This is a genomic window from Massilia sp. (assembly GCF_031995545.1).
Lineage (GTDB): Bacteria > Pseudomonadota > Gammaproteobacteria > Burkholderiales > Burkholderiaceae_D > Telluria.
The window spans coordinates 46,181-68,779 of record NZ_DAMAGA010000028.1 but is presented as its reverse complement, the minus strand read 5'-3'; the positions used below and the strand labels follow the sequence as shown (position 1 = coordinate 68,779).

The 22,599-nt window shown below is 65.1% G+C and carries 17 protein-coding genes; 12 read left to right on the top strand and 5 right to left on the bottom strand.

From position 1 onward, the window contains the following. Positions 1–465 (top strand): RES family NAD+ phosphorylase (locus RTQ83_RS17690; protein ID WP_312517249.1); only part of this gene is annotated, 465 nt, incomplete at its 5' end. Between the two features lie 16 nt (positions 466–481). Then, a complete protein-coding gene (locus RTQ83_RS17685) occupies positions 482–802 on the top strand; it encodes a DUF2288 domain-containing protein (RefSeq protein WP_312517247.1) in 321 nt (106 codons plus the stop codon). 212 nt (positions 803–1,014) lie between these two features. On the opposite strand, the gene RTQ83_RS17680 is transcribed toward RTQ83_RS17685, so the two are convergent. Beyond that, a complete protein-coding gene (locus tag RTQ83_RS17680; RefSeq protein WP_312517245.1) occupies positions 1,015–3,045 on the bottom strand; it encodes a bifunctional 2',3'-cyclic-nucleotide 2'-phosphodiesterase/3'-nucleotidase in 2,031 nt (676 codons plus the stop codon). A 175-nt stretch (positions 3,046–3,220) separates the two neighbouring features. On the opposite strand from RTQ83_RS17680, the gene prfB reads away from it, so the two are divergent. From prfB to lysS, 3 genes are all read left to right on the top strand, one after another. Further along, a protein-coding gene (prfB, locus tag RTQ83_RS17675; protein ID WP_312517243.1) for a peptide chain release factor 2 occupies positions 3,221–4,325 on the top strand; the annotation gives its coding sequence in 2 pieces (ribosomal slippage) (positions 3,221–3,301 and positions 3,303–4,325; 1,104 coding nt in all). Positions 4,326–4,351: 26 nt separating this feature from the next. After that, positions 4,352–5,017: an HAD family phosphatase gene (locus tag RTQ83_RS17670; protein ID WP_312517241.1), complete on the top strand. Its 666-nt coding sequence runs from the start codon at positions 4,352–4,354 to the stop codon at positions 5,015–5,017. Positions 5,018–5,054: 37 nt separating this feature from the next. After that, the gene (gene lysS, locus RTQ83_RS17665; RefSeq protein WP_312517239.1) at positions 5,055–6,593 is read left to right on the top strand and encodes a lysine--tRNA ligase; all 1,539 of its coding nucleotides are present in this window, start codon (positions 5,055–5,057) and stop codon (positions 6,591–6,593) included. A 197-nt stretch (positions 6,594–6,790) separates the two neighbouring features. Here the strand turns inward: lysS and ppnN are convergent, their stop codons facing one another. After that, positions 6,791–8,197, bottom strand: coding sequence for a nucleotide 5'-monophosphate nucleosidase PpnN (gene ppnN / locus RTQ83_RS17660; RefSeq protein ID WP_312517237.1), 1,407 nt, complete (start codon positions 8,195–8,197; stop codon positions 6,791–6,793). A 272-nt stretch (positions 8,198–8,469) separates the two neighbouring features. Between ppnN and RTQ83_RS17655 the strand changes: the two genes are divergently transcribed. Then, a complete protein-coding gene (locus RTQ83_RS17655; RefSeq protein WP_312517235.1) occupies positions 8,470–9,975 on the top strand; it encodes a peptide MFS transporter in 1,506 nt (501 codons plus the stop codon). A 70-nt stretch (positions 9,976–10,045) separates the two neighbouring features. Here the strand turns inward: RTQ83_RS17655 and RTQ83_RS17650 are convergent, their stop codons facing one another. Next, positions 10,046–10,945, bottom strand: a complete 900-nt coding sequence (locus tag RTQ83_RS17650; RefSeq protein WP_312517232.1) for a LysR substrate-binding domain-containing protein — start codon at positions 10,943–10,945, stop codon at positions 10,046–10,048. Between the two features lie 105 nt (positions 10,946–11,050). Between RTQ83_RS17650 and RTQ83_RS17645 the strand changes: the two genes are divergently transcribed. Further along, positions 11,051–11,971 (top strand): NAD-dependent epimerase/dehydratase family protein, encoded by a 921-nt coding sequence (locus tag RTQ83_RS17645; RefSeq protein WP_312517230.1) that lies wholly within the window; start codon positions 11,051–11,053, stop codon positions 11,969–11,971. Positions 11,972–12,072: 101 nt separating this feature from the next. Here the strand turns inward: RTQ83_RS17645 and RTQ83_RS17640 are convergent, their stop codons facing one another. Further along, a complete protein-coding gene (locus RTQ83_RS17640) occupies positions 12,073–14,328 on the bottom strand; it encodes an OPT family oligopeptide transporter (protein ID WP_312517228.1) in 2,256 nt (751 codons plus the stop codon). Between the two features lie 177 nt (positions 14,329–14,505). Between RTQ83_RS17640 and RTQ83_RS17635 the strand changes: the two genes are divergently transcribed. Both RTQ83_RS17635 and RTQ83_RS17630 read left to right on the top strand, forming a co-directional pair. Next, positions 14,506–17,004 (top strand): PBP1A family penicillin-binding protein, encoded by a 2,499-nt coding sequence (locus RTQ83_RS17635; protein WP_312517227.1) that lies wholly within the window; start codon positions 14,506–14,508, stop codon positions 17,002–17,004. Between the two features lie 120 nt (positions 17,005–17,124). After that, on the top strand, positions 17,125–17,484 hold the full coding sequence (locus RTQ83_RS17630) for a DUF1428 domain-containing protein (RefSeq protein ID WP_409456124.1): 360 nt from the start codon (positions 17,125–17,127) through the stop codon (positions 17,482–17,484). Positions 17,485–17,490: 6 nt separating this feature from the next. On the opposite strand, the gene RTQ83_RS17625 is transcribed toward RTQ83_RS17630, so the two are convergent. After that, positions 17,491–18,759, bottom strand: coding sequence for an AMP-binding protein (locus RTQ83_RS17625; RefSeq protein WP_312517225.1), 1,269 nt, complete (start codon positions 18,757–18,759; stop codon positions 17,491–17,493). 197 nt (positions 18,760–18,956) lie between these two features. Between RTQ83_RS17625 and RTQ83_RS17620 the strand changes: the two genes are divergently transcribed. The 3 genes from RTQ83_RS17620 to RTQ83_RS17610 are packed head-to-tail and all read left to right on the top strand — an operon-like array spanning position 18,957 to position 22,539. Continuing rightward, the gene (locus RTQ83_RS17620; protein ID WP_312517223.1) at positions 18,957–19,349 is read left to right on the top strand and encodes a phosphonate transporter; all 393 of its coding nucleotides are present in this window, start codon (positions 18,957–18,959) and stop codon (positions 19,347–19,349) included. A 30-nt stretch (positions 19,350–19,379) separates the two neighbouring features. After that, positions 19,380–20,765: a diguanylate cyclase gene (locus tag RTQ83_RS17615; RefSeq protein WP_312517221.1), complete on the top strand. Its 1,386-nt coding sequence runs from the start codon at positions 19,380–19,382 to the stop codon at positions 20,763–20,765. Next, on the top strand, positions 20,755–22,539 hold the full coding sequence (locus RTQ83_RS17610) for a bifunctional diguanylate cyclase/phosphodiesterase (RefSeq protein ID WP_312517219.1): 1,785 nt from the start codon (positions 20,755–20,757) through the stop codon (positions 22,537–22,539). Before RTQ83_RS17615 ends, RTQ83_RS17610 begins: the two co-directional genes overlap by 11 nt. Positions 22,540–22,599 lie beyond the last annotated feature (60 nt).

Genomic DNA, 22,599 nt, shown 5'->3' with positions numbered 1-22,599 from the left:
GTGCCCAACTTCCGCATCATCAACGCCGCCTTTACCTATGCGCGTCCGGAAGGCAGCCGTTTCAACGACGGCGAGCGCGGTGCCTGGTACTGCGGCTTTTCCAGCGAGACTGCGCTGGCCGAAGTCATCTTCCACAAGACGGTCGAATACAGCGAGATCAACCGCTTCGACGACAGCGTCACCTACCAGGCCTTATTGGCCGATTTCAGCGCCACCTTCCACGACCTGCGCGGCATCGAAGCCTATCGCGGCTGCCTCGATCCGGCCAGCTACGTGGCGTCGCAGGCGCTGGCCAACGAATTGCTCGACGCCGGCTCGATGGGCGTGATCTATCCCAGCGTGCGTCATGATGGTGGCACGTGCCTGGCGTGCTTCCGCCCGGCGCTGGTCGGCAATGTGCGCAAGGCGCAGACGTATCGGTTAACATGGGCGGGTTCGCCGCATCCTGCGGTCGAGATCCAATGACTCACTCGGCACGACCATGAAAACCAATCCCGAAAAAGACACCGAACTGCACGACAAGATCAACCGCGAGACTGGCCGCATCCAGTGGAAGGAACTCGACCGCCACTTCGCCAGCGGCTCGGTGATCTGGGTCAGCGACCAGCTGGACCTGATCGACGTGGCGCTGCGCATCGCCCACGACGATAAGGAGAGCATTACCCGCTGGATGAGCAAAGGAACGGTGGCGAAGGTGAGCGATGCGCAGGCGCAGAGCTGGGTGGAACAGGATGCGACGCTGTGGGCGTCGGTGGTGAGCCCGTTCGTGCTGGTGCAGGAGCCGAAGAAGCAGCTGCATTGAGGGGCGCGGGCTGAGCTGCCTGCACCGATATTAGATTCGTTACCCCCTGACCGTCACCCCCGCGAAGGCGGGGGCCCAAGTTTGCGTGCATACGGCTTACGTTGAGCGTAGTGGCTGCGGTACGAACTTGGGCCCCCGCCTTCGCGGGGGTGACGGTTTTTCAGCTAACTAATCAAGCCGGTAGGGTTGGCAGCAAAGCCGCCAACACGCCATTACTTCGACAGGTCGACCGCGTACAGGGCCATGCCCTTGCCACCGCCGTCATCTTCTTTCAGCTGGCTGACGTTGGTCAGCCCGGCCTCTTTGGCCAGATCCACCAGCCCCGGCGCCGAACGGAATACCACCGGCCCTGCCGTCTCGACCCGTGCAAACTTCCAGCTACGCGCCGAGCCATGCTCCTTGCGGGTCAGCTGCTTGGCATTGCGCACGTACTCGATCAGGATGTCGCGGTTGTTGTCGGGCGAGGCCAGCACCACATTTCTGCCATCCAGCCCCGGGAATCCGCCGCCACCGCTGGCGCGGTAGTTATTGGTCGCGACCAGGAACTCCTGTTTGGCATCGACCGCCTTGCCGCGATACTGCAGGTTACGGATGCGATCGCCCGGCGCACGGGTGACGTCGATCTCATAGCTGACGTCCGGCGAGGTGATAGTGTCGAAGTTAAAGCTCGGGAAGCGGCTGTTGACCAGCTCCTGCTGCGCCGACTGCTTCGGATCGATGGTGTTGAAGCGTCCCGCCGCCGTCTCCAGCCACGCCTTCAGGCCTGCACCATCCACCTTCACCGCATATAGCGAGTTCGGGAACAGATACAGGTCGGCCGCGTTGTTCAGCGCCAGGTCTCCCGCCGGGACATCGGTGAAATCGGCCGCGGTCGGGAAGCCGCCCTTGAACGGCGCCGACACCGACAGCACCGGCAGATTCGCGTACTGCGGCAGGTTGGCCTTGACGTAGTTGGCCACATAGCCCGCCTGCGCGCGGTTGACCACCTCGATCGCCGACGGATCGCCCACGTCCGCGAAGTAGCTCGACATGCGGAACTGAGTGGCACCGATCGGCGTCTTGACGTAGGCGATGGTCGCCTCGTGCTCGGCCTTCACCAGCGCACGCACTTCGGCGTCCGGCTCGACGAAGGTCTTCGGCCCGGTCTGGGTCGAACGCGCCTGCACCACGGTCTTGTCCTTGTCCACGGTCCACGCCTTGCCGTCGTACTTCAGGTGCAGCTGAACCACGCCCAGGTGCTTGCCCCACTGGCTCGGCATCACGGCCGGCACGCCGTTGACCAGGCCGCGCACTTTATCGACGCCCGGCAGGTTGAACTGGCCGACAGTGCTGTCCTTGTTCGGGAACAGCTGGTGCGCGTGGCCCATCAGCACCACGTCCACGCCCGGCACTTTCGCCAGGTGCCAGTTGGTGTTTTCCATCTTCGCCGAATACGGGCTGTCATCCAGGCCGGCGTGGCCCAGCACCACCACCAGGTCGGCGCCCTTCTTCTTCATCTCCGGGATGTATTTCTCGGCGGTGGCCCGGATGTCGAGCGGCGTCACGCGGCCATCGAGCCAGCGCTTGTCCCATGACATGATGTCCGGCGGCGTGAAGCCGATGATGCCGACCTTCACCGTGATCTCGACCGGCTTGCCGTTGGCGCCGGTGGCGACGATCTTCTTGTCCAGAATGCGGTACGGCGCGAACAGCGGCTGTTTGGTCTGCAGGCTCTGGATGTTGGCCAGCACGATCGGGAACTTGGGACCGGCGCACGGCTTGGCGCCCGCCTGCACATCCTTGACCTTGAAGCTGCTGCCGGTGATCTGGTTCAGGAACGGCAGGCCGTAGTTGAACTCATGGTTGCCGACCGTGGCGCCCTCGTAGCCGAGCGCATTCATGATCTTGTAGATGCCCAGCACCTCGCCGCACTTCGGCGGCGCCACCAGCGCCTGGTAGTCGGCAAAGGCGGTGCCCTGGATGGTGTCGCCATTGTCGAGCAACAGCGTGTTGGCGAATTCCTTGCGCGCCTGGCGGATCAGGGTCGCGGTGCGGTCGAAGCCGATCGACGGCTCATCAAGCAGCTTGTAGTAGTCGTAGCCCACCACGTTCGAGTGCAGGTCGGAAGTCTCGAGCACGGCCAGCACGGCCGAAGCGCCCTTCGAGGGCTGGGCGGCAATGGCGGAGGCGCTGAACAGTGCCGAGACCGAGGCGAAAGCGATGCCAATCTGGTAACGCAAGATGGGATTTGAAGCTGCGGGCATGGTGATTCCAGGTGAATAGACGGGGGCGATGATACGGCAGCCCCCTTCGCCGGGGCAAGAAAGAATCTGTCCAGACAACTTCGGCCGGGCCTCGCGGGCGACTTCGTGCGCGCAGTCGTTTATAATCTCCGGTTCGATTCAACCAATTCAACCAACGTACGAGACTGCCAAGACCATGGAAGCTGAACGCATCAATGCCATTTCCGCCCTGCTGAACGACCTGACCGGTCGTGAGGCCGAACTTCGGAGGTATCTTTGACTTCGATAAGAAGTCGGAGAAACTAGAACAGGTCAACCAGGAGATGGAAGATCCATCGATCTGGAACGACCAGAAGCGCGCCCAGGAGATGGGCAAAGAGAAGAAGGCGCTGGAAGGCGTCGTGCTGGTGCTCGAGAAGGCCAAGGGCGACCTGGCCGATGCACGCGACCTGTTCGACATGGCGCGTGAAGAAGGCGACGACGACACGCTCGAAGCCGTGGCCGGCGACCTGGATGCAATCCAGAAGATCATCGAAGGCATGGAATTCCGCCGGATGTTCAACAACCCGATGGACCACGCCAGCTGCTTCATCGACATCCAGGCCGGCGCTGGCGGTACCGAAGCCCAGGACTGGGCCTCGATGCTGCTGCGTCAATACCTGCGCTACTGCGAACGCAAGGGCTTCAAGGCCGAGATCCTGGAGCAGTCCGAGGGCGAGGTCGCGGGCATCAAGACCGCCACCATCAAGGTCGACGGCGAATACGCCTATGGCCACCTGCGCACCGAGACCGGCGTGCACCGCCTGGTGCGCAAGTCGCCGTTCGACTCGGCCAACGGCCGCCACACCTCGTTCACGTCGCTGTTCGTGTACCCGGAAGTGGACGACTCGATCGAAATCGAGATCAACCCGGCCGACGTGCGCATCGACACCTACCGCGCTTCCGGAGCAGGTGGTCAGCACATCAACAAGACCGATTCTGCGGTGCGCCTGACCCACGGCCCATCCGGTATCGTCGTGCAGTGCCAGAACGACCGCTCGCAGCACCGCAACAAGGCCGAAGCATGGGACATGCTGCGCGCCAAACTGTATGAGCTGGAGCTGCGTAACCGCATGAGCGAGCAGCAGAAGCTGGAAGACTCCAAGACCGACGTCGGCTGGGGCCACCAGATCCGCTCGTACGTGCTGGACCAGTCGCGCATCAAGGACTTGCGTACCGGCTTCGAGACCGGCAATACCAAGAACGTGCTCGACGGCGATCTGGACGACTTCATCTCCGCCTCGCTCAAGCAGGGCGTTTAACTTCCAACCTCACAGGCTACGACACGATGACTTCTTCTTCCCGCGCGCTGATCTTCGACATGGACGGCACGATCGTCGACAACATGAGCTTCCACACGCAAGCGTGGATCGCTTTCTTCGAACGGCGCGGGAAGACCATCGATCCGGACCAGTTTTTCCGCGATACGGCGGGCCGCCAGGGCAAGGAAATCATCCGCCACTACGTCGGCGAAGAACTGAGCGACGACGAAGTCATGGCGCTGACCCACGAGAAGGAAGTGCTGTACCGCGAGATGTACGGCCCGCACCGGCGCACCATCGAAGGCTTCGACGCCTTCATCGAGACGGCGCGCGCACGCGGCTGGAAGCTCGCCGTCGCCACTTCGGCCTCGCCCGGCAGCGCGCGCTTCGTGCTCGACGAGATGGGCCTGCGCGAGCGCTTCGACGAAGTCGTGATCGGCACCATCGACGTCCCGCGCGGCAAGCCGCACCCGGACGTGTTCCTGAAGGCGGCCGACCGCTGTGGCGTGATGCCGGCCCAATCGATCGTGTTCGAGGACGCGCCGCTGGGCGTGGAAGCGGCGCGCCGCGCCGGCATGCGCGCGGTGGTGCTGACCACCACCCTGCCGCCTGCCGCGTTCGCCGAATTCGACAACGTGATCGCCATCGTCAACGATTTCTCGCAGCTGGACGTTGACGCATTGCTCGCCTGAACACAGGCTGCACCACCAAGACTAGAACATACCTATCATGACCACCGAAAACCAAGAACAGCAGGCACCGACTCCGGCCGCCGACGAAAACAAGATCATGGCCGAGCGCCGCGCCAAGCTGGCGGCGATCCGCGAAAAAGGCATCGCCTTCCCGAACGACTTCGTGCCGCAGCACAAAGCCGCCGACCTGGTCGCCACCTACGGCGGCAAGACCCGCGAAGAGCTGGAAGCCGAACCGGTACCGGTGGTGCTGGCCGGCCGCATGATGCTGCGCCGCGAAGCCGGCAAGAAGGCGGCGTTTGCCACCCTGCAGGATAGTTCCGGCCCGGCCGCCGATGGCCGCATCCAGATCTACATCACCCTCGACAGCGCCGGCGAAGCCGCGATGGAAGAACTGCGCAGCTACGACCTGGGCGACATCCTGGGCGTCGAAGGTACGCTGTTCAAGACCAAGGTCGAAGAGCTGACGGTCAAGGTCACCAAACTGCGCTTGGTGGCCAAGGCGATCCGCCCGCTGCCGGACAAGTTCCACGGCCTGGCCGACCAGGAAACCAAGTACCGCCAGCGCTACGTCGACCTGATCATGAACGAAGAGACGCGCCGCACCTTCAAGGCGCGTACCGCCGCGATGTCGTCGATGCGCCGCTTCATGGAAAAGAACGGCTTCATGGAAGTCGAGACCCCGATGCTGCACCCTATTCCCGGCGGCGCCGCGGCCAAGCCGTTCGTCACACACCACAACGCGCTGGACATGGAAATGTACCTGCGCATCGCGCCGGAGCTGTACCTGAAGCGCCTGGTGGTGGGCGGCTTCGACCGCGTGTTCGAAGTCAACCGCAACTTCCGCAACGAAGGCGTATCGGTCCGCCACAACCCGGAATTCACGATGATGGAATTCTATGCGGCCTATACCGATTACAAGTGGATCATGAACTTCACCGAAGAAGTGATCCGCCAGGCCGCGATCGATTCGAACGGCAGCGCCGTGCTGACCTACGGCGGCCGCGAGCTGGATCTGTCGAAGCCGTTCCAGCGCCTGACCATCGTCGAAGCGATCGACAAGTACGCGCCGGGCTACACGCCCGAGCAGCTCAACGACGTCGAGTTCATCAAGACTGAACTGCTGAAGTTCGGCGTCAAGCCGTTCGCCACCGCCGGCCTGGGCGCGCTGCAGCTGGCGCTGTTCGAAGAGACCGCCGAAGCGCTGCTGTGGGAACCGACCTTCATCATTGACTACCCGGTCGAAGTCTCGCCGCTGGCGCGTGCTTCGGACGTGCGCGAAGGGATCACCGAGCGCTTCGAGCTGTTCATGGTGGGCCGCGAGATCGCCAACGGCTTCTCGGAGCTGAACGACCCTGAAGACCAGGCGGCGCGCTTCCTGTCGCAGGTGGCGGCCAAGGATGCGGGCGACGACGAGGCGATGTTCTACGACGCCGACTACATCCGCGCGCTGGAATACGGCATGCCGCCGGCCGGTGGCTGCGGTATCGGTATCGATCGCCTGATGATGCTGATCACCGATTCGCCGAACATCCGTGACGTGCTGCTGTTCCCGCACCTGCGCAAGGAAGACTGAGTGTAGTAGGCCGGCAACGGCTCGCCCAAAAACGAAGGGCGCCGAAAGGCGGCCTTTTTCATTGACGCGGTAATCACGTAGGGTTGGCGGCTTCGCCGCCGACGCGTTCAACCGGCGCCCGCATTACTCGTGCGGTCATGCATACGTGCGTTGGACGCGTCGGCGGCAGAGCCGCCAACCCTACGACAACGCGGAGTTTACTGAACGATCGTATAACAAGGCACATACGCCTTGCCCGGCAACTTCATCCGGCTCTGCTCGACAAACGACTGCAGCAGCGCATCCATCGGCCCCATGATCGCGGCCTCACCATGGATCTCGTACTTGCCGAACTGCTCGATCGCGCGGATGCCCTCTTCCTTCACATTCCCCGCCACCACGCCCGAGAACGCGCGCCGCAGCTGCGCCGCCAGCAGGTGCGGTTCCTGGCCGCGATGCAGCTTCAGGTTGCGCATGTTTTCGTGCGTCGGCTTGAACGGTTTCTGGAATTCGGCGTCGATCTTCAGGCGCCAGTTGTAGTAATAGGCGTCGCTGTGCGCCTTGCGGAACGCACGCACCTGCTGAATCCCGGCCACCATCTCGCGCGCCACCGCGTCCGGGTCGTCGATGATGATCTTGTAGCGCCGCTGCGCCGCCTCGCCCAGCGTCACCCCGATGAACTGGTCGATCTGGGTGAAGTACTCGCGCGCCGCCGCCGGCCCCGTGAAGATCAGCGGGAACGGAATCTCGGCGTTCTCCGGATGCAGCAGGATGCCGAGGATGTACAGGATCTCTTCGGCGGTGCCGGCGCCGCCCGGGAACACGATGATGCCGTGACCGGTGCGCACGAATGCTTCCAGGCGCTTCTCGATGTCCGGCATGATCACCAGGTCGTTGACGATCGGGTTCGGCGACTCGGCCGCGATGATGCCCGGCTCCGAGATGCCGAGGTAACGCCCGCCACTCAGGCGCTGCTTCGAGTGGCCGATGGTGGCGCCCTTCATCGGACCCTTCATCGCGCCCGGTCCGCAGCCGGTGCAGATATCCAGTTCGCGCAGGCCGAGCGCGTAGCCGACCTGCTTGGTGTAGTTATATTCGAGGCGCGAGATCGAGTGCCCGCCCCAGCACACCACCAGGTTCGGGTTCCTCTGCGCCTGCAGCACGTTGGCGTTGCGCAGGATGTGGAACACGGCGTCGGTGATGCCGTCGCTGCGGGTCAGGTCGAATTTGGGATTGTCGGTGACGTCGAAATGGACGAACACGATGTCGCGCAGTACCGCGAACAGGTGCTCGTGAATCCCCTTGATCATCTTGCCGTCGACGAACGCCTGGCCCGGCGCGCCGCGGATATCGAGCTTGATGCCGCGCTCGCGCTGCAGGATGCTGATATCGAACGAGGCATAGCGTTCCATCAGCTCCTTGCCGTCGTCGATGCTGCTGCCGCTGTTCAGCACTGCCAGCGCGCACTTGCGGAAGATGTCGTACAGGCCGGCCTTGCTGGTATCTAACAGCTTGGTCACTTCGGCCTTGGACAGCACTTCGAGCCGGCCTTCGGGAGAAATCAGGGTATCGACCGACTTCAGGTTTTCCGGCGAAATCAGGGTGTCGACTACTTCATGGGTCATGGTCTGGTCTTCCTCTTCTGTTACTTGTAGCTCAAGTGGCCTGGACAGCAATATACGCCAAAGCGCAGCGCCCTGCCTGTCCAAAAAAGAGCAGTCGTGCACCGCGCCGTGCCCCCTCCTCGCACGTCAATACCACATCCGGAAAAAATTCGCTGGGCATGCCTGATATGCACTAGAATGCGTGCCTATTGGAACGCTTGGCCGCCGCATTCGCGGCTGTCGGGCGGGCCACATAACTATTATTCGATTCATTCTATTTCGGGAGGAACCGCATGAGCGGTGCAGCTACTACACCCGCCAAGGGACCGCTTCCAGAATTCAAACAGATCATGGGCCATCCAGCACCGCTGTGGATGCTGTTCATGACTGAATTCTGGGAGCGTTTCGCTTTCTACGGCATCCGTTGGGCACTCGTCCTTTACATCGTCGGCCAGTTCTTCGGCGGCGACGCATCCGGCCAGGCCGAAGCGAATCTCACCTACGGTTCCTACCTCGCGCTGGTGTATGCCGGCGCCGTCTTCGGCGGCTACGTGGCCGACCGCGTCATTGGTTACCAGCGTTCGATCCTGACCGGCGCCATCTTCATGGCGGCCGGCCTGTTCATGATCACCATCCCGAACCATGACATCTTCAAGCTCGGCCTGGCGACCATCATCGTCGGCAACGGCATGTTCAAGCCGAACATCTCGGCCATGGTGGGCCAGCTGTACTCGCTGAACGACACCCGCCGCGATTCGGGCTTCACCATCTTCTACATGGGCATTAACGTCGGCGCCTTCTTCGCTCCGATCCTGACCCAGATCCTGGCCGAGAAGGTGTTCGGCACCAGCGCCATGCCGTCGTACAAGATCGTGTTCCTGGCCTCGGGCATCGGCATGCTGATCTCGCTGGTGTGGTTCTACATCGGCCGCAAGACGCTGCAGGGCATCGGCGCACCGGTCGGCGAACTGGCCAATCCGAAGCGCCAGATCATGGTCATCGTCGGCTCGCTGATCGTGATCCCGATCGTCTACTTCCTGCTGCAGGCCGGCGCCAACAACCTGCAGATCCTGCTGACCGTGCTGTTCATCGGCCTGGCCGCGATGCTGATCATCGAAGGCATCCGCGAAGGTAAGGTCGCACGCGACAAGACCTGGGCGATGATGATCATCTTCTTCTTCAACGTCCTGTTCTGGTGCTTCTTCGAGCAGGCCGGCAGCTCGTTCACCTTCCTGGCTGCGAACATCGTCGACCGTGACCTGAGCGGCTGGGAATTCCCGGTGGCCTGGTTCCAGTCGGTGAACTCGATCGCCATCATCGTGTTCGCGCCGATCATCGCCGCGATCTGGGTCATGCTGGGCAAGCGCAACGCCAACCCGTCGATCCCGCGCAAGTTCGGCCTAGGACTGATCTTCAACGGCCTGGCCTTCGGCCTGCTGATGTACGCGCTGTCGCAGCTGATCAACGACAACGGCAAGATCCCGTTCTGGACCCTGTTCGCCGTGTACGTGGTGCAGTCGATCGGTGAGCTGTGCCTGTCGCCGATCGGCCTGTCGATGGTGACCAAGCTGGCCCCGACCCGCCTGGTCGGCCTGGGCATGGGCGGCTGGTTCCTGTCGACCGGTATCGGCAACAACCTGTCGGGCATCTTCGCGTCGCACGTCTCGGGCGAATCGGGCATGTCGGTGGCCTCGGCACTGAGCGGCTACAGCTTCGGCTTCTGGTCGCTGCTGGGCGGCGGCGTGCTGCTGTTCGTGCTGGCGCCGGTGATCCAGAAGCTGATGCACGGCGTGAAGTAAGCGTCGTCCAGCTTCAATGAAAACGGCGGCCTGCGGGCCGCCGTTTTTTATTCCTCATTCAGTACTGCCATCAGCCGCGGTCGAACTCCACCCGCATCAACTCCATCTCCGCGTCCAGCCAGGCCCGGAAGCGCCGCACCTTGAGCATGTGCTCCTTGGTCGGATTGGCCAGGAAGCGGTAGCCGTTGGCGAACGGTGCACTGCGGCAGGCAATGCGCAGCAAGGCGCCGGCGGCGAGGTCCTGGAATGCGATCCCGTACGGCACCAGTGCCACGCCCTGCCCCGCTACCGCCGCCTGCACCAGCACACCCCAGTGGCTATACCCGCGCGAGAACAGATAGTCTCCTTTCAGCGCCCGGTTCTCGTTGAGCAGCTGGAGCCAGGCTTCGGACGATTTCTCGATCAGGAGCCGGTAATCCGGCAGGTCGGCCAGCGTCAACGGCGCCTGGCCGGGCGCCAGCAGCTCTGGGCTGTAGACCGGCACCAGGCGCTCGCGAAACAGCACCAGCGGGTCGCCCTCGGCGACCAGGCCGTAGCGGATCGCGACATCGGTGCTGTCGGCATGCAGGTCGACCTGGCTGTCGTTCGAATCGAGCCGGATGTCGAGCTCCGGATACAGCTTGGTAAAGCGGTGCATGCGCGGCACCAGCCACTTGATCGCGAACGAGTGCGTGGTCGAGATGCGCAGCACCGCCTCCTCGTCGCCGCTTTGCAGCGCCGCCACCTTGGCGCGCAGTTCGGCCAGCATGCGGCCGGTGGCGATCGCCAGTTCCTGCCCCTTTTCGGTGAGCGCGATATGGCGCGGATAACGCACGAACAAGGCAAAGCCGACGTTTTCCTCGAGCTGCCTGACTTGCTGGCTCACCGCGGCCGGGGTCTTGTGCAGCTCGTGCGCGGCGAGTTTAAAGCTGCCCCAGCGCGCGGCGCAGTCGAAATCGATCAGCCCGGAAAGGCTGCGCAAAGGCTTCATGACAGATCCATGCATAAGAAATTATTAGTCAATGTCCATACTATTTCTCGGTTGCGACTTTGTAAAGGCACAGCGACAATAACGAGGATCAATAGAGGACACCCCATGCCCAAGAAAATTTTGGTAATCGGTGGCACCCGCTTTTTCGGCAAACTGCTGGTCCAGCGCCTGCTGCGCGCCGGCCACCAGGTCACGATCGCCACCCGCGGCTACGCGCCCGACCCTTTCGGCAACCGCATCGCGCGCGTGCGCGTCGACCGCCGCAACGAATCCGCCATGCGCGCCGCTTTCCAGGACGCGCGCTTCGACGTCGTCTATGATCAGATGTGCTACTCGCCGCTGGATGCCGCGATCTCGGCGCGCGTCTTTGGCGGCAAGGTGGGACGCTACGTCATGACGTCGACCCTCGACGTCTATCGCGCTTTGCCGGCACAGAACGCGCCGTTCAATGAAGACGCGCTGCAGATCCTGGCGCAGCCGATCGACGCCGCGTATCCGTGGCACGATCCGGCGCTGGCCAACGACTGCTACGTCGCCGGCAAGATCCAGGCCGAGGCCTACCTGCTGCGCGACGGCAGCCTGCCGCTGGTCAGCGTGCGCCTGGCGCACGTGCTGGGCGGGCCGGACGACTATACCGGGCGGCTGGCGCATTACGTCGACCTGGTGCGGGCCCGCACGCCGCTGCGGTACACCCATGCGCGTGCGCGTACTTCGTTCATCGAGGCGCAGGAGGCGGCCAACTTCCTGGCCTGGGCCGGGGCGCAGGAGTTCCTTGGGGCGGTGAATGCGGCCGACGATGGCGCGCTGTCGGCGTATGAGCTGCATGCGCGTGTCGGGCAGGCGCTGGACGAGCCGGCGCGGGTACGCAAGGCCGGGGCGGATGAGAGCGGGCCATTTTCGCCGTTCGATCTGGCTACGCCACTGGTGCTCGATACTGCGCGTGCCAAGGCGCTGGGGTATCCGGTCAAGCAGACCGATGACTGGATCGGGGATGCGATTCGCCAGCATGATCTGGCTTATGTGTGATTTGCGGTTGATCGGAGTGTGTTGAACGCGTCACCCCATCAATGAACAACGCCGGCACAAAGCCGGCGTTGTCGTTTCCAGCGCCGGCCTCGCGCGCGCGCTTACTTCTTCGCCTTCTCGCGCGCCACCCAGTACAGCAGCCCCACGATCACCGCATACGGAATCATGCTCAGGTAGTTCGAGCTATCCCCCGCAAAGAACGGATTCGACGCTTCCGCCCATTTGCCGATCGCGCTGTCGAATTCAGTCAGCACGCCGGCCGTGATGGCAATGATGATCCCCGCGAGCGCGCCGCCGGCGATATAACCCGACGCCAGCAGCGTGCCCGAACTGCGGTCACCCGCGGCCTGGCGCTCTTCCTCGTTCAGGTTCGCGTTCTGTGGCAGCTTGTTGTTGCGGCGATCCGCCAGCCAGCGTACCGTGCCGCCGATCGCGATCGGCAGCGTCGCCACCAGCGGCAGGTAGACGCCGACCGAGAATGCCAGCGCCGAGATGCCGGCCATTTCCAGCACCACCGCGATCATCACGCCGAACAGCACCAGCGTCCATGGCAGCTGCTGGTCGAGGATGCCCTTGATGATGTACGACATCAGCACTGCCTTCGGCGCGTCGTATTTCTTGACCTCGGTGCCGTCGGGACGGGTCTTGTGCTGGCCGTTGATGCCCGGGTCGACCAGATATACCACCTTGCCGTCATTCGCCACGAAGTACTTGCCGGCCGGGCCGCCGACGGTATCGGTCTTGTGCCAGACCTTGTAGGTACTGGCATCGTCTTTGGCCTGCGGGCCGTGCAGCTGGCCGGTCTCTTCCAGCTTGGACGCATCGACCGTCAGGCCGGGCGCTACCTGCGCCGCCGGCACATAGACGGTGCCCGCTTCGTTCAGCTTGAGCAGGATCGGTCCCAGGATCAGCGCCGAGGCGAAGGCGCCGCACAGGATCGCGTACTGCTGCATGCGCGGGGTCGAGCCGACCAGGTAGCCGGTCTTCAGATCCTGCGAGGTGGTGCCGGCATTGCTGGCGGCAATGCAGACGATGGCGCCAACCGACAGCGCGGTGACGTAATAGCGCCCGCCGGTCCAGCCCATCACCAGGAAAATCAGGCAGGTGAACAGCAGCGTCGCCACCGCCATGCCCGAAATCGGATTCGACGACGAGCCGATCTCGCCGGTCAGGCGCGACGACACGGTGGCGAACAGGAAGCCGAACACCAGGATCAGGATCGCGCCCAGCACGTTCATGTGCAGCGGCGTGGCCAACGAGATGACGGCGATGATCGCCAGGCAGCCGATCACGACCCATTTCATCGGGATGTCGCGGTCGGTGCGCAGCGACTGGTCGCCGCTGCTGCCTTGCTTCATTCCAGCAAGGCCGCCGCGCAGGCCGTTCCAGATCGTCGGCAGCGAACGCACCAGCGAGATCAGGCCGCCGGCCGCCACCGCGCCGGCGCCGATGTAGAGGATGTAGGCGCCGCGGATATCGTCCGGCGTCATGTCTTTGATCAGCATGGTGCCAGGCGACAGCGGCACGGTGAGCAGCTCGCCGAAGAACTTGATCATCGGGATCAGCAAGAGCGACGCCAACACGCCGCCGGCCGCCATCGTGAACGCGATGCGCGGACCGATGATGTAGCCGACGCCCACCAGTTCCGGCGAAATCTCGGCCCCGGCGCTGCCGGCTTTCAAGGGCGCGCCGAACTCGAAGTTGATGGTGTCGCGCCAGCCCTTGAACGACACGCTCAGGGTTTTATACAGGATGCCGATGCCGAAGCCGCCGAAGATGATCATCGCGCGGCGCTTGGCCTCGCGCATCGCATCCGAACCTTCTTCGCGCACTTCGCCCGCCGCTTCGCGCGAGACGTCGGTGGCGGCAGCCTTCAGTACCTCGGCACAGGCGGTCCCTTCCGGGTATTTCAGTTCGCGGTGCTGGTCGACGATCAGCGTGCGGCGCAGCGGGATCATCATCAGGATGCCGAGCAGGCCGCCCAGCACGCCGACCAGCATCACGCGCGAGATTTCCAGGTCGAAGCCGAGAATCATGATCGCCGGCATGGTGACGCCGAGGCCGAAGGCCAGCGATTCGCCGGCCGAACCGGCGGTCTGGGCCACGCTATTCTCTAAAATCGTCGATTCGCGTGCGCCCATCTTGCGGGCCACGCCGAACAGGGTGATCGCGATCACCGCGACCGGGATCGAGGCGCTGACGGTGAGGCCGACTTTCAGCACCAGGTAGAGCGAAGAGGCGCCGAAGATCATGCCCAGGATCACGCCCATGATCAGGGCGCGGGGAGTCATTTCTGCAAGGCGAGCGGTGGCCGGGATGTACGGCTTGAAGGCCGCCGGGTTCGGGTCGTAAGGCATGGTGTTCCTTTGTTGCTGGAGCGGCTCGCCACGAGCAATGCGACGAGGTGGCGAGCCGAAAGCGAGAATATCTCACATGCAACGCGGGAATGAAAGCGTAAAAATTGCGTGGTATAAAAGCGGATTATAATCGGCCGCTGACGGCCTGAAGCCCGGCCCCACCATGAGAGTTCCGCAGTGACCAAGTCTTCCAGCACGCCTTCCCGCCCGACCAAACCTGCTCCAAAGCGTCCGCGCCGCCTGCGCGGCATCCTGCTCGCACTGCTGGCGATCATCCTGCTGGCGGTCGGCGGCGTCGCGGCCTGGGTGATGACGGCGATCGTGCCCAACGTGCCGCCGATCGACGCCGTCACCGACTACCGCCCCAAGATCCCGCTGCGCATCTACACCGCGGATAATGTGCTGATCGGCCAGTTCGGCGTCGAGCACCGCGACTTCGTGCCGATCGCGAAGATTCCGCCGATGATGAAGACCGCCGTGCTGGCGATCGAGGACACGCGCTTCTATGAGCACGGCGGCATCGACTTCCGGCGCGCGCTCGGCGCCGCCCGCGCCAACCTGGGCGGGGGCTTTCGCCAGGGCGCGTCCACCATCACGATGCAGGTGGCACGCAACTTTTTCCTGACGCGCGAAAAGCTGGTCTCGCGCAAGCTGACCGAGGTCGCGCTGGCCTACAAGATCGAGAACGCGCTGACCAAGGACCAGATCCTCGAGCTGTACATGAACCAGATCTATCTGGGCCAGCGCTCGTACGGCTTTTCCAGCGCCGCGCGCAGCTACTTCGGCAAGTCGCTGGATCAGCTGACCCTGGCCGAGACGGCGATGCTCGCCGGCCTGCCGCAAAATCCTGCGCGCCACAATCCGGTCGCCAATCCCAAGCGCGCGCAGCAGCGCCAGCACGTGATCCTCAAGCGCCTGCTCGACCTGGGCGAGATCAATGATGCCCAATACCAGCAGGCGCTGGTCGAACCGCTGCGCGTGAAGCGCGACGCCGGCCAGTCGTTCGATACCCGCGCCGAATACGTGGCCGAACTGGCGCGCCAGGTGGTGTACGAGCAGTTCGGCGAAGAGGCCTATACGCGCGGCTTCAGGGTCACGACCACCATCCTCAAGGCCGAGCAGGACGCAGCCTACGACTCGGTGCGGCGCAACGTGCTGGCCTATGATGGCCGCCACGGCTACCGCGGGCCGGAAGCGCGCATCGTGCTGGCGGGCGATGGCGACGAACGCGACGCGGAGATCGCCGAGGCGCTGCAGAAGCGCCCGACCAGCGACGGCCTGCTGCCGGCCGTGGTGCTGGCGGCCAGCGCGGACCAGGTGCGGGTCGAGACGCTGGCCGGCGACGAGCTCACGATCAAGGGCGCCGGCCTGAAGTTCGCGGCCGGCGCGTTGTCCAGCAAGGCGCGCGAGGCGATCCGCATTACGCCGGGCGCCATCATCCGCATCACGAAAAGCGACAAAGGCGACTGGGCCATCACCCAGGTGCCGCAGGTGGCGGCCGCGTTTGTCGCCATCGACGCCGACACCGGCGCCTATCACGCGCTGGTCGGCGGCTTCGACTACAACCTGCAGAAGTTCAACCACGTGACCCAGGCCTGGCGCCAGCCCGGCTCCAGCATCAAGCCGTTCGTGTATTCGGCGGCGCTGGAAAAAGGCTATTCGCCGGCCACCCGCATCCTGGACCAGCCGATCGAACTGCCCGGCGCCACGCTTGATACGCCATGGACGCCGCAGAACGACGACGGCGTGTTCGACGGCGAAGTCACGCTGCGCCAGTCGCTGGCCAAGTCGAAGAACGTACCGACCGTGCGCGTGCTGCGCGCGGTGTCGGTCGACTTCGCGCACCAGTACCTGGAACACTTCGGCTTCGACCTGGCGCGCCATCCGAAGAACTACACCATGGCGCTCGGCACCGGCGCCGTCACGCCGCTGCAGCTGGCCGGCGCCTATGCGGTGTTCGCCAACGGCGGCTACCGCGTCAAGCCCTATCTGATCGCGCGCATCGTGGACGGCAATGGCAGCGTGATCGCCGAGACCACGCCGCCCGCGGTCAAGCAAGAGGACGCGCGCGTGATCACCGCCCGCAACGCCTTCGTGATGGACACCATGCTGCGCGACGTGACCCGCTACGGCACCGCCGCCGCCTCGGCCAAGCAGCTCAATCGCCAGGACCTGGCCGGCAAGACCGGCACCACCAGCGACGCCATCGACGGCTGGTTCGCCGGCTATGGCGGCAACGTGGTCGGTGTGGCCTGGATGGGCTACGACGAGCCGCGCTCGCTGGGCGGACGCGAGTTCGGCGCCACGCTGGCGATGCCGATCTGGATCGATTACATGCGGGTAGCATTGGCCAAGGTGGCGCCGCAGGAGCGTACACCGCCGGAAGACGTGGTGAACGATGGCGTCGACTGGATCTATCCGGAATTCATCGACGCGGTGGAAGAACGCACCATCGACATCGCGCCGGAAGCCGATCCGGACGCCCTGCTGCCGGGCGACCCGGGCACGCAGCCGGCGCCTGACGAGGGCGCACCGCCTGATGCTGTGCCGGGTGCGATCCCGCTGCCGCAAGTGGCGCCGCCGGCGCCCGCTCCGCTTCCACCCCCGGCGCCGCCCGCGCCTGTACCGCAAGCGCCACAGCTTCCGCCCCCGCCCCCGCCCGGCGGACGTTATTGATCCTAGTCTGATCCTCCACGCTGCGGCCGGAACCTTCGGCACCCGGCGCCGGTCTGTTCATCAGACCCGCGTCCGTAGCGGGAAAACCTGTCCGCAGCATGTGATAACCAGGAGATGATCATGGCGTACGTCGATGGTTTCGTTCTTCCCGTTCCCAAGTCCAGGATCGACGCCTACAAGGCGATGGCCGAGACGGCCGGCACTGTTTGGCGCGAACATGGCGCGCTCGAATACCGCGAATGGATCGCGGACGACGTCAAACCCGGCAAGCTGACCTCGTTCCCGCAGAGCGTCGACCTCGCCGATGACGAAACCGTGGTGTTCGCCTGGATCACCTACGAGTCGCGCGAGCAGCGCGACCGGGTCAATGAAAAGGTCATGAAAGACCCGCGCCTGGCCGACGCCATGAAGCCGGACCTGATGCCGTTCGACGGCAAGCGCATGATCTACGGCGGTTTCAGCCTGCTGGTCGAGCGCTGAAAGGCGTCACAGGCAGGCGTCGATGATCCAGTCGGCCAGCTTGCCGCTGGCGCCGCGCGGCAGTGCCGCGCCGAAAGAGATCGCGGCCGGACATTCGGCGGCGGACAGGCGTTCGCCCAGCCATGCGTGCAATTCGGTGCGCAGGGTGCCGGCGCGTGCTGCGTCGGGCAGCGCCGCGTCGATCTGGCGCGGCACCACGAACGCCTTCAGCCGGTGCCCCTCGTCGGCCCGCATCAATCGCACGCTGGCGTCCGCCACCTGCGGGTGGAGCTTGAGCACGTCCGTCACGTAGTGCGGAAATACATTGATGCCGCCGACCTGCACCGCCTGGTCGACCCGACCCGCCGGACGAAAGTGCTGCGCGTCCGACCAGTCGAGCCGATCCTGCAGCGGGTAGGACTGGTGCTGTCCGTCCGGCATGCTGCGCTCCAGCCGGTCGGCTTCCTGCGCGCGGCGCCAGTAGCCGAACAGGGTGTAGTCCCCGTCCGCGCGGTCGCGCCAACCGACCCCGGCCGTCTCGGAACTGCCGTACACCTGCACCAGCCGCGCCAGTCCGGCATCAAGCACCCCGCGCGCAACGTGGTCGGGGCAAGGCGCGGTCGAGGTGACGCCGATGATATCGCCGGGGATCGCCGTCCCCGCCTGCTCGCTGAATCCGCGCCAGGAGTCAGGAAAGCCGACCACCAGATCGCCCGGCCGCAATTGCGCTGCCAGGGCACCCGGCGCCTGGCCGCGCAGGTCGGCGACATCCTCCGCACCCAGCCCTAGCCGGCGCGGCAACAGCACGGTAAACAGGAACCCGTAAATATGGTGCGACGGCACCAGGCTGACGATGCGGCGCCGGCCGGGAAACAGCGCGGCAAGCTCCAGCGTCTCCTGCCATAGCGCAGCCAGCGCGTGGGTACACGGTTTCGGCGCGCCCGAGCTGCCCGAGGTGCGGAAGGTCAGCGCGCTGCCATCCGCGTCCAGAGCGCTTCGCGCGGCCGCCACCCAGTCGTGCAGACGGGTGCTCGCCGGGGACGCAGCACCGGCATCGGCAGGCGGCCGGTGGTGCAAACGCAGCACGGTCTCCAGTGCCGTCGCCAGTCCCATCAGGTCGAGCGAATCGGCCCCGAGGTCGGCGCGCAGATCCAGCGCCATTGGCCATGGTTGCGCCAGCAGGCGCACGCCCGGCCGCATCAGCGCCATTTCGCCGGCCAGCAAGTCGGCAACCATGCGCCGCAGCACCGGTTGATCGCGCCACCAGCGGGCATCGGTCAGCGAATCAGAAGTCATGCACAGGCCCGTCGAATCGAAAGGCTGCGATGGTGACAGCGCATGGAAACGCTGTCAAACTGTTCATTCCTGTGGAAAAAACTCTAATCCTCAAAGAAATTGTGACGCTCCTACCCGCGCACAATTGACATCTGACCTTTTCACATGTCAACATCAATTTCTAATAATCAATAGCCGTTGAGTCGGCCTCCAAAACCATGACCTCTTCGACCATCACTTTCGGCATGCCGGACCTCGCTGCCCGCCTCGACCAATGCTCGCCGGAAGAACTCGACAGCCTCGATTTCGGCGTCATCGGTTTCGGCGCCGACACCAATGTGGCGCTGTATAACACCTTCGAATCGCAGGCTGCCGGTCTGTCGCAGCAGCGCGTGATCGGCCAGCCGCTGTTCACCAACGTCGCGCCGTGCCTGAACAACTTCATGGTCGCCCAGCGTTTCGAGGATGCCCAGGACGACGGCTCGACGCTCGACGACACCATCGACTACGTCCTGACCCTGCGCATGCGTCCCGTGAAGGTCGCCCTGCGCCTGCTGGCCAGCCCGGCCGGGAGCCACCGTTACGTGCTGGTCCAGCGCCAGCCGCGCTAATTCAACCCGAAGGCCACCGTGAGCCACGCCATGACCCGCGACATTAACCAGCTGAGTGCCGAGTACGAAGCGCTGATCCAGTTCCTGTACCTGGCCCCCGTCGGCCTGGTGCAGGCGGACGCCCATGGCGAGATCGCCATGATGAATCCGATCTCGGCCCAGCTGCTGATGCCGCTGTCGCGCGACGGTGGCCTGGACAACCTGTTCACGGCCCTGCAGGACGTGGCCCCCGAGCTGCGCGCGCTGTGCGACAGCTTCACCGCGCCCAACGGCAAGGTGTGCGACGGCCTGCACGTGCACCTGAATGCCGGCAGCGCCGGCACCCCGACCAAGCGCGTGCCGCAGATCCTGTCGGTCACGTTGCTGAAACTCGACGCCACGCGCCTGATGGCGGTGATCAGCGACATCACCGAACAGGTGCGGCGCGACCGCCAGCTGCGCCAGAGCGACGCCTGGCTCAACGCCATCCTGACCGGCATCACCGACTACGCCCTGGTCGCGCTCGACCACCAGGGCCGGGTCCACGAATGGAACCCGAGCATCGGACGCGTCACCGGCCACGGCGAAGGGGCACTCGGCCAGCCATATTCGATTTTTTACCCGCCGGACGCGATCACGCCGGAACACCTGCACGACCGCCTGCGCGAAGCCGACGCCAACGGCTGGACGCTGGACGAAGGCCGCCGCCTGCGCGCCGACGGCAGCGCGTTCTGGGGCAGCGTCCTGATCGCCCCGCTGCCCGACCGCGACCCGCTGCCGGGCCAGGAGCCGGACGGCGCCGCCTATTGCCTGATTCTGCGCGACATCACCGACAAGCGCGAAGCAAGCGAACGGCGCCGCCGCGAAACCTTCGGCGACTATCTCACCGGCCTGGCCAACCGCCGTGCCTTCTTCGAAGCGGCCGAGCAGGAACTGCAGCGCAGCCAGGCATTGCCGCGCCCGACCGCGCTGGTGGTGATCGATGTCGACCATTTCAAGGCGGTCAACGACTGCCACGGCCACCCCGGCGGCGACATCGTGCTGCAGCACCTGGCCACGATCCTGGGTGCCACCTTCCGCGAAGTGGACGTGGTGGCGCGCATCGGCGGCGAGGAATTCGCGGTGCTGCTGCCCTCGACCGACCTGGCGCGCGCCGCCGGCGTGGCCGAGCGCCTGCGCGCCGCCGTGGCCAGCCAGAGCGCCACGGTCGACGGCCAGCCGGTACGCTACACGGTCAGCGCCGGCGTCGCCGCCACCATCGACGGCAGCGGCGGAATCGACCTGCTGCTCAAGCAGGCCGACCAGGCGCTGTACGCCGCCAAGCGTGCCGGCCGCAACCGGGTCGAACGCTGGCGCCCGGAACTGATCGCCGGCACCGGCCCGAACGTGACATCCAACGACGCCCACCACCCCGAGGAGGACGCAGATGCTGCCTGACCCGAGCGACGCTTACGAAGCCCTGATGCAGTTTTTGTACCGCGCCCCGATCGGGCTGGCGCAGACCACCCTCGACGGCAGCGTCGAGATGCTCAATCCGATGGCGTCGAATCTGCTGATGCCGCTGGCGACCGAGCATGGCCTGGACAACCTGTTCGAGGTACTGGCCCCGGTGGCGCCGCAATTGCCGCAGATGGTCGCGGCCTTCGCCGAGCCGTCGGGCGTGATCTGCGAAGGCCTGCGCCTGCCGGTCGGGGTGGCGCACGCTGCCACCGGCAACCTGCAGGTGCTGTCGCTGAGCCTCTTGAAACTCGACCGCGAGCGCCTGATGGCGACCGTGGCCGACGCTACCTTCGAAGTCCAGCGCGAGCAGGAAACCCTGCACCGGCGCCTGCGCAACGCTGCGCGCACCGACGCCCTGACCCGCATGCCCAACCGCGAGGCGGTACGCGAAGACCTGCAGCGCCTGATCGACGCGCAGGTGCCGCTGCAGGACACTGCCCAGCCATCGGCCGACCCGCAGTTCGCGGTGCTCCTGATTAACGGCGACCGCTTCCGCCAGGTCAACGACAGCCTGGGCCAGGCCACCGGCGACCAGCTCCTGATGCACATGGCTGACCGCATCCGCGGCGCCCTGCGCCCGACCACCAGTTTCGAGGCACCCGGCGCACGGGTGCCGGGCCAGCTGGCGGCGCGCATCGGCGGCGACGAATTCGTGGTCGTGCTCGAGAGCATGCGCAACCGCAGCGACGCCGAGCGGGTGGCGATCCGCCTGCTCGACGCGCTGGCGCGCCCCTACGTGATCGACGGCCACGAGATCGTCTGCTGCGCCAGCCTGGGCCTGGCCTGGGGCGCCGGCGCCGCCAGCGATCCGGACGCCGTGCTGCGCGACGCCGGCATCGCCATGGTCGAAGCCAAGCGCGCCGGCGGCAACCGCCATACCGTGTTCGACCCGGGCATGCGCGAGCGCGCCGCACGGCGCGCCGACATCGAGGCCGACCTGCGCCAGGCCTTGACCGAAGAACAGCTGTTCGTGGTGTACCAGCCGGTAGTGGGCCTGCGTCCCAACGGCGCGGTCGACCATGCGGCCGGAGTCGAGGCGCTGGTGCGCTGGCGCCATCCGACCCGCGGCATCGTGCCGCCGGGCGAATTCATCCAGGTGGCCGAGGAATGCGGCCTGATCGGCGCGGTGGGCGACTTCGTGCTGCAGCAGGCCTGCCGCGACTTCGTCAGCTGGCAGGAACGCATGGGCGAGGCGGCGCCGCGCCTGATGGCGGTCAACCTGTCGCGCGCCCAGCTCGGCCAGGCCGGCTGGATCGACACCGTGCGCGCCACCCTGGAACACACCGGCATGCCGCCGGCAGCGCTGCAGCTGGAAGTGACCGAAAGCCTGGCCGCCCAGGACCAGGACATCCAGACCCGCCTGCACGACCTCAAAGGGCTCGGCATCAAGCTGGCGCTGGACGACTTCGGCACCGGCTACTCGTCGCTGTCGAGCCTGCACCTGCTGCCGGTGGACACGGTCAAGATCGACCGCTCCTTCGTGTGCCAGGCCGATACCAGCGCCCACCACCGGGTGCTGATCGAAGCCACCGTCAAGGTGGCGCAGAGCCTGGGCATGAACACGGTGGCCGAAGGCATCGAGACCCAGTCCCAGCTCGACGTGGTGCGCAGCCAGCGCTGCGACAAGGCGCAGGGGTATTTCTACAGCCGGCCGCTACCGGCGCCGGATCTGCTGGCCTGGCTCGACAGCAAGATGGCAGTGGCCGCCTGACGCGGTCCTGCGCTTGCTTCCTACAGCGCGCTCAGAACTGTTCCTATTCTCGTGCCTGTT

Excerpts from the sequence above, each read along its gene's own strand:
- RTQ83_RS17630 (WP_409456124.1), top strand. The coding sequence starts at position 17,125 with ATGGCGTACGTCGATGGTTTCGTTCTTCCCGTTCCCAAGTCCAGGATC.
- RTQ83_RS17615 (WP_312517221.1), top strand. The coding sequence starts at position 19,380 with ATGACCCGCGACATTAACCAGCTGAGTGCCGAGTACGAAGCGCTGATC.
- RTQ83_RS17610 (WP_312517219.1), top strand. The coding sequence starts at position 20,755 with ATGCTGCCTGACCCGAGCGACGCTTACGAAGCCCTGATGCAGTTTTTG.
- RTQ83_RS17670 (WP_312517241.1), top strand. The coding sequence starts at position 4,352 with ATGACTTCTTCTTCCCGCGCGCTGATCTTCGACATGGACGGCACGATC.
- RTQ83_RS17685 (WP_312517247.1), top strand. The coding sequence starts at position 482 with ATGAAAACCAATCCCGAAAAAGACACCGAACTGCACGACAAGATCAAC.
- RTQ83_RS17640 (WP_312517228.1), bottom strand. The coding sequence starts at position 14,328 with ATGCCTTACGACCCGAACCCGGCGGCCTTCAAGCCGTACATCCCGGCC.
- ppnN (WP_312517237.1), bottom strand. The coding sequence starts at position 8,197 with ATGACCCATGAAGTAGTCGACACCCTGATTTCGCCGGAAAACCTGAAG.
- RTQ83_RS17625 (WP_312517225.1), bottom strand. The coding sequence starts at position 18,759 with ATGACTTCTGATTCGCTGACCGATGCCCGCTGGTGGCGCGATCAACCG.
- lysS (WP_312517239.1), top strand. The coding sequence starts at position 5,055 with ATGACCACCGAAAACCAAGAACAGCAGGCACCGACTCCGGCCGCCGAC.
- RTQ83_RS17620 (WP_312517223.1), top strand. The coding sequence starts at position 18,957 with ATGACCTCTTCGACCATCACTTTCGGCATGCCGGACCTCGCTGCCCGC.
- RTQ83_RS17680 (WP_312517245.1), bottom strand. The coding sequence starts at position 3,045 with ATGCCCGCAGCTTCAAATCCCATCTTGCGTTACCAGATTGGCATCGCT.
- RTQ83_RS17650 (WP_312517232.1), bottom strand. The coding sequence starts at position 10,945 with ATGAAGCCTTTGCGCAGCCTTTCCGGGCTGATCGATTTCGACTGCGCC.
- RTQ83_RS17645 (WP_312517230.1), top strand. The coding sequence starts at position 11,051 with ATGCCCAAGAAAATTTTGGTAATCGGTGGCACCCGCTTTTTCGGCAAA.
- RTQ83_RS17655 (WP_312517235.1), top strand. The coding sequence starts at position 8,470 with ATGAGCGGTGCAGCTACTACACCCGCCAAGGGACCGCTTCCAGAATTC.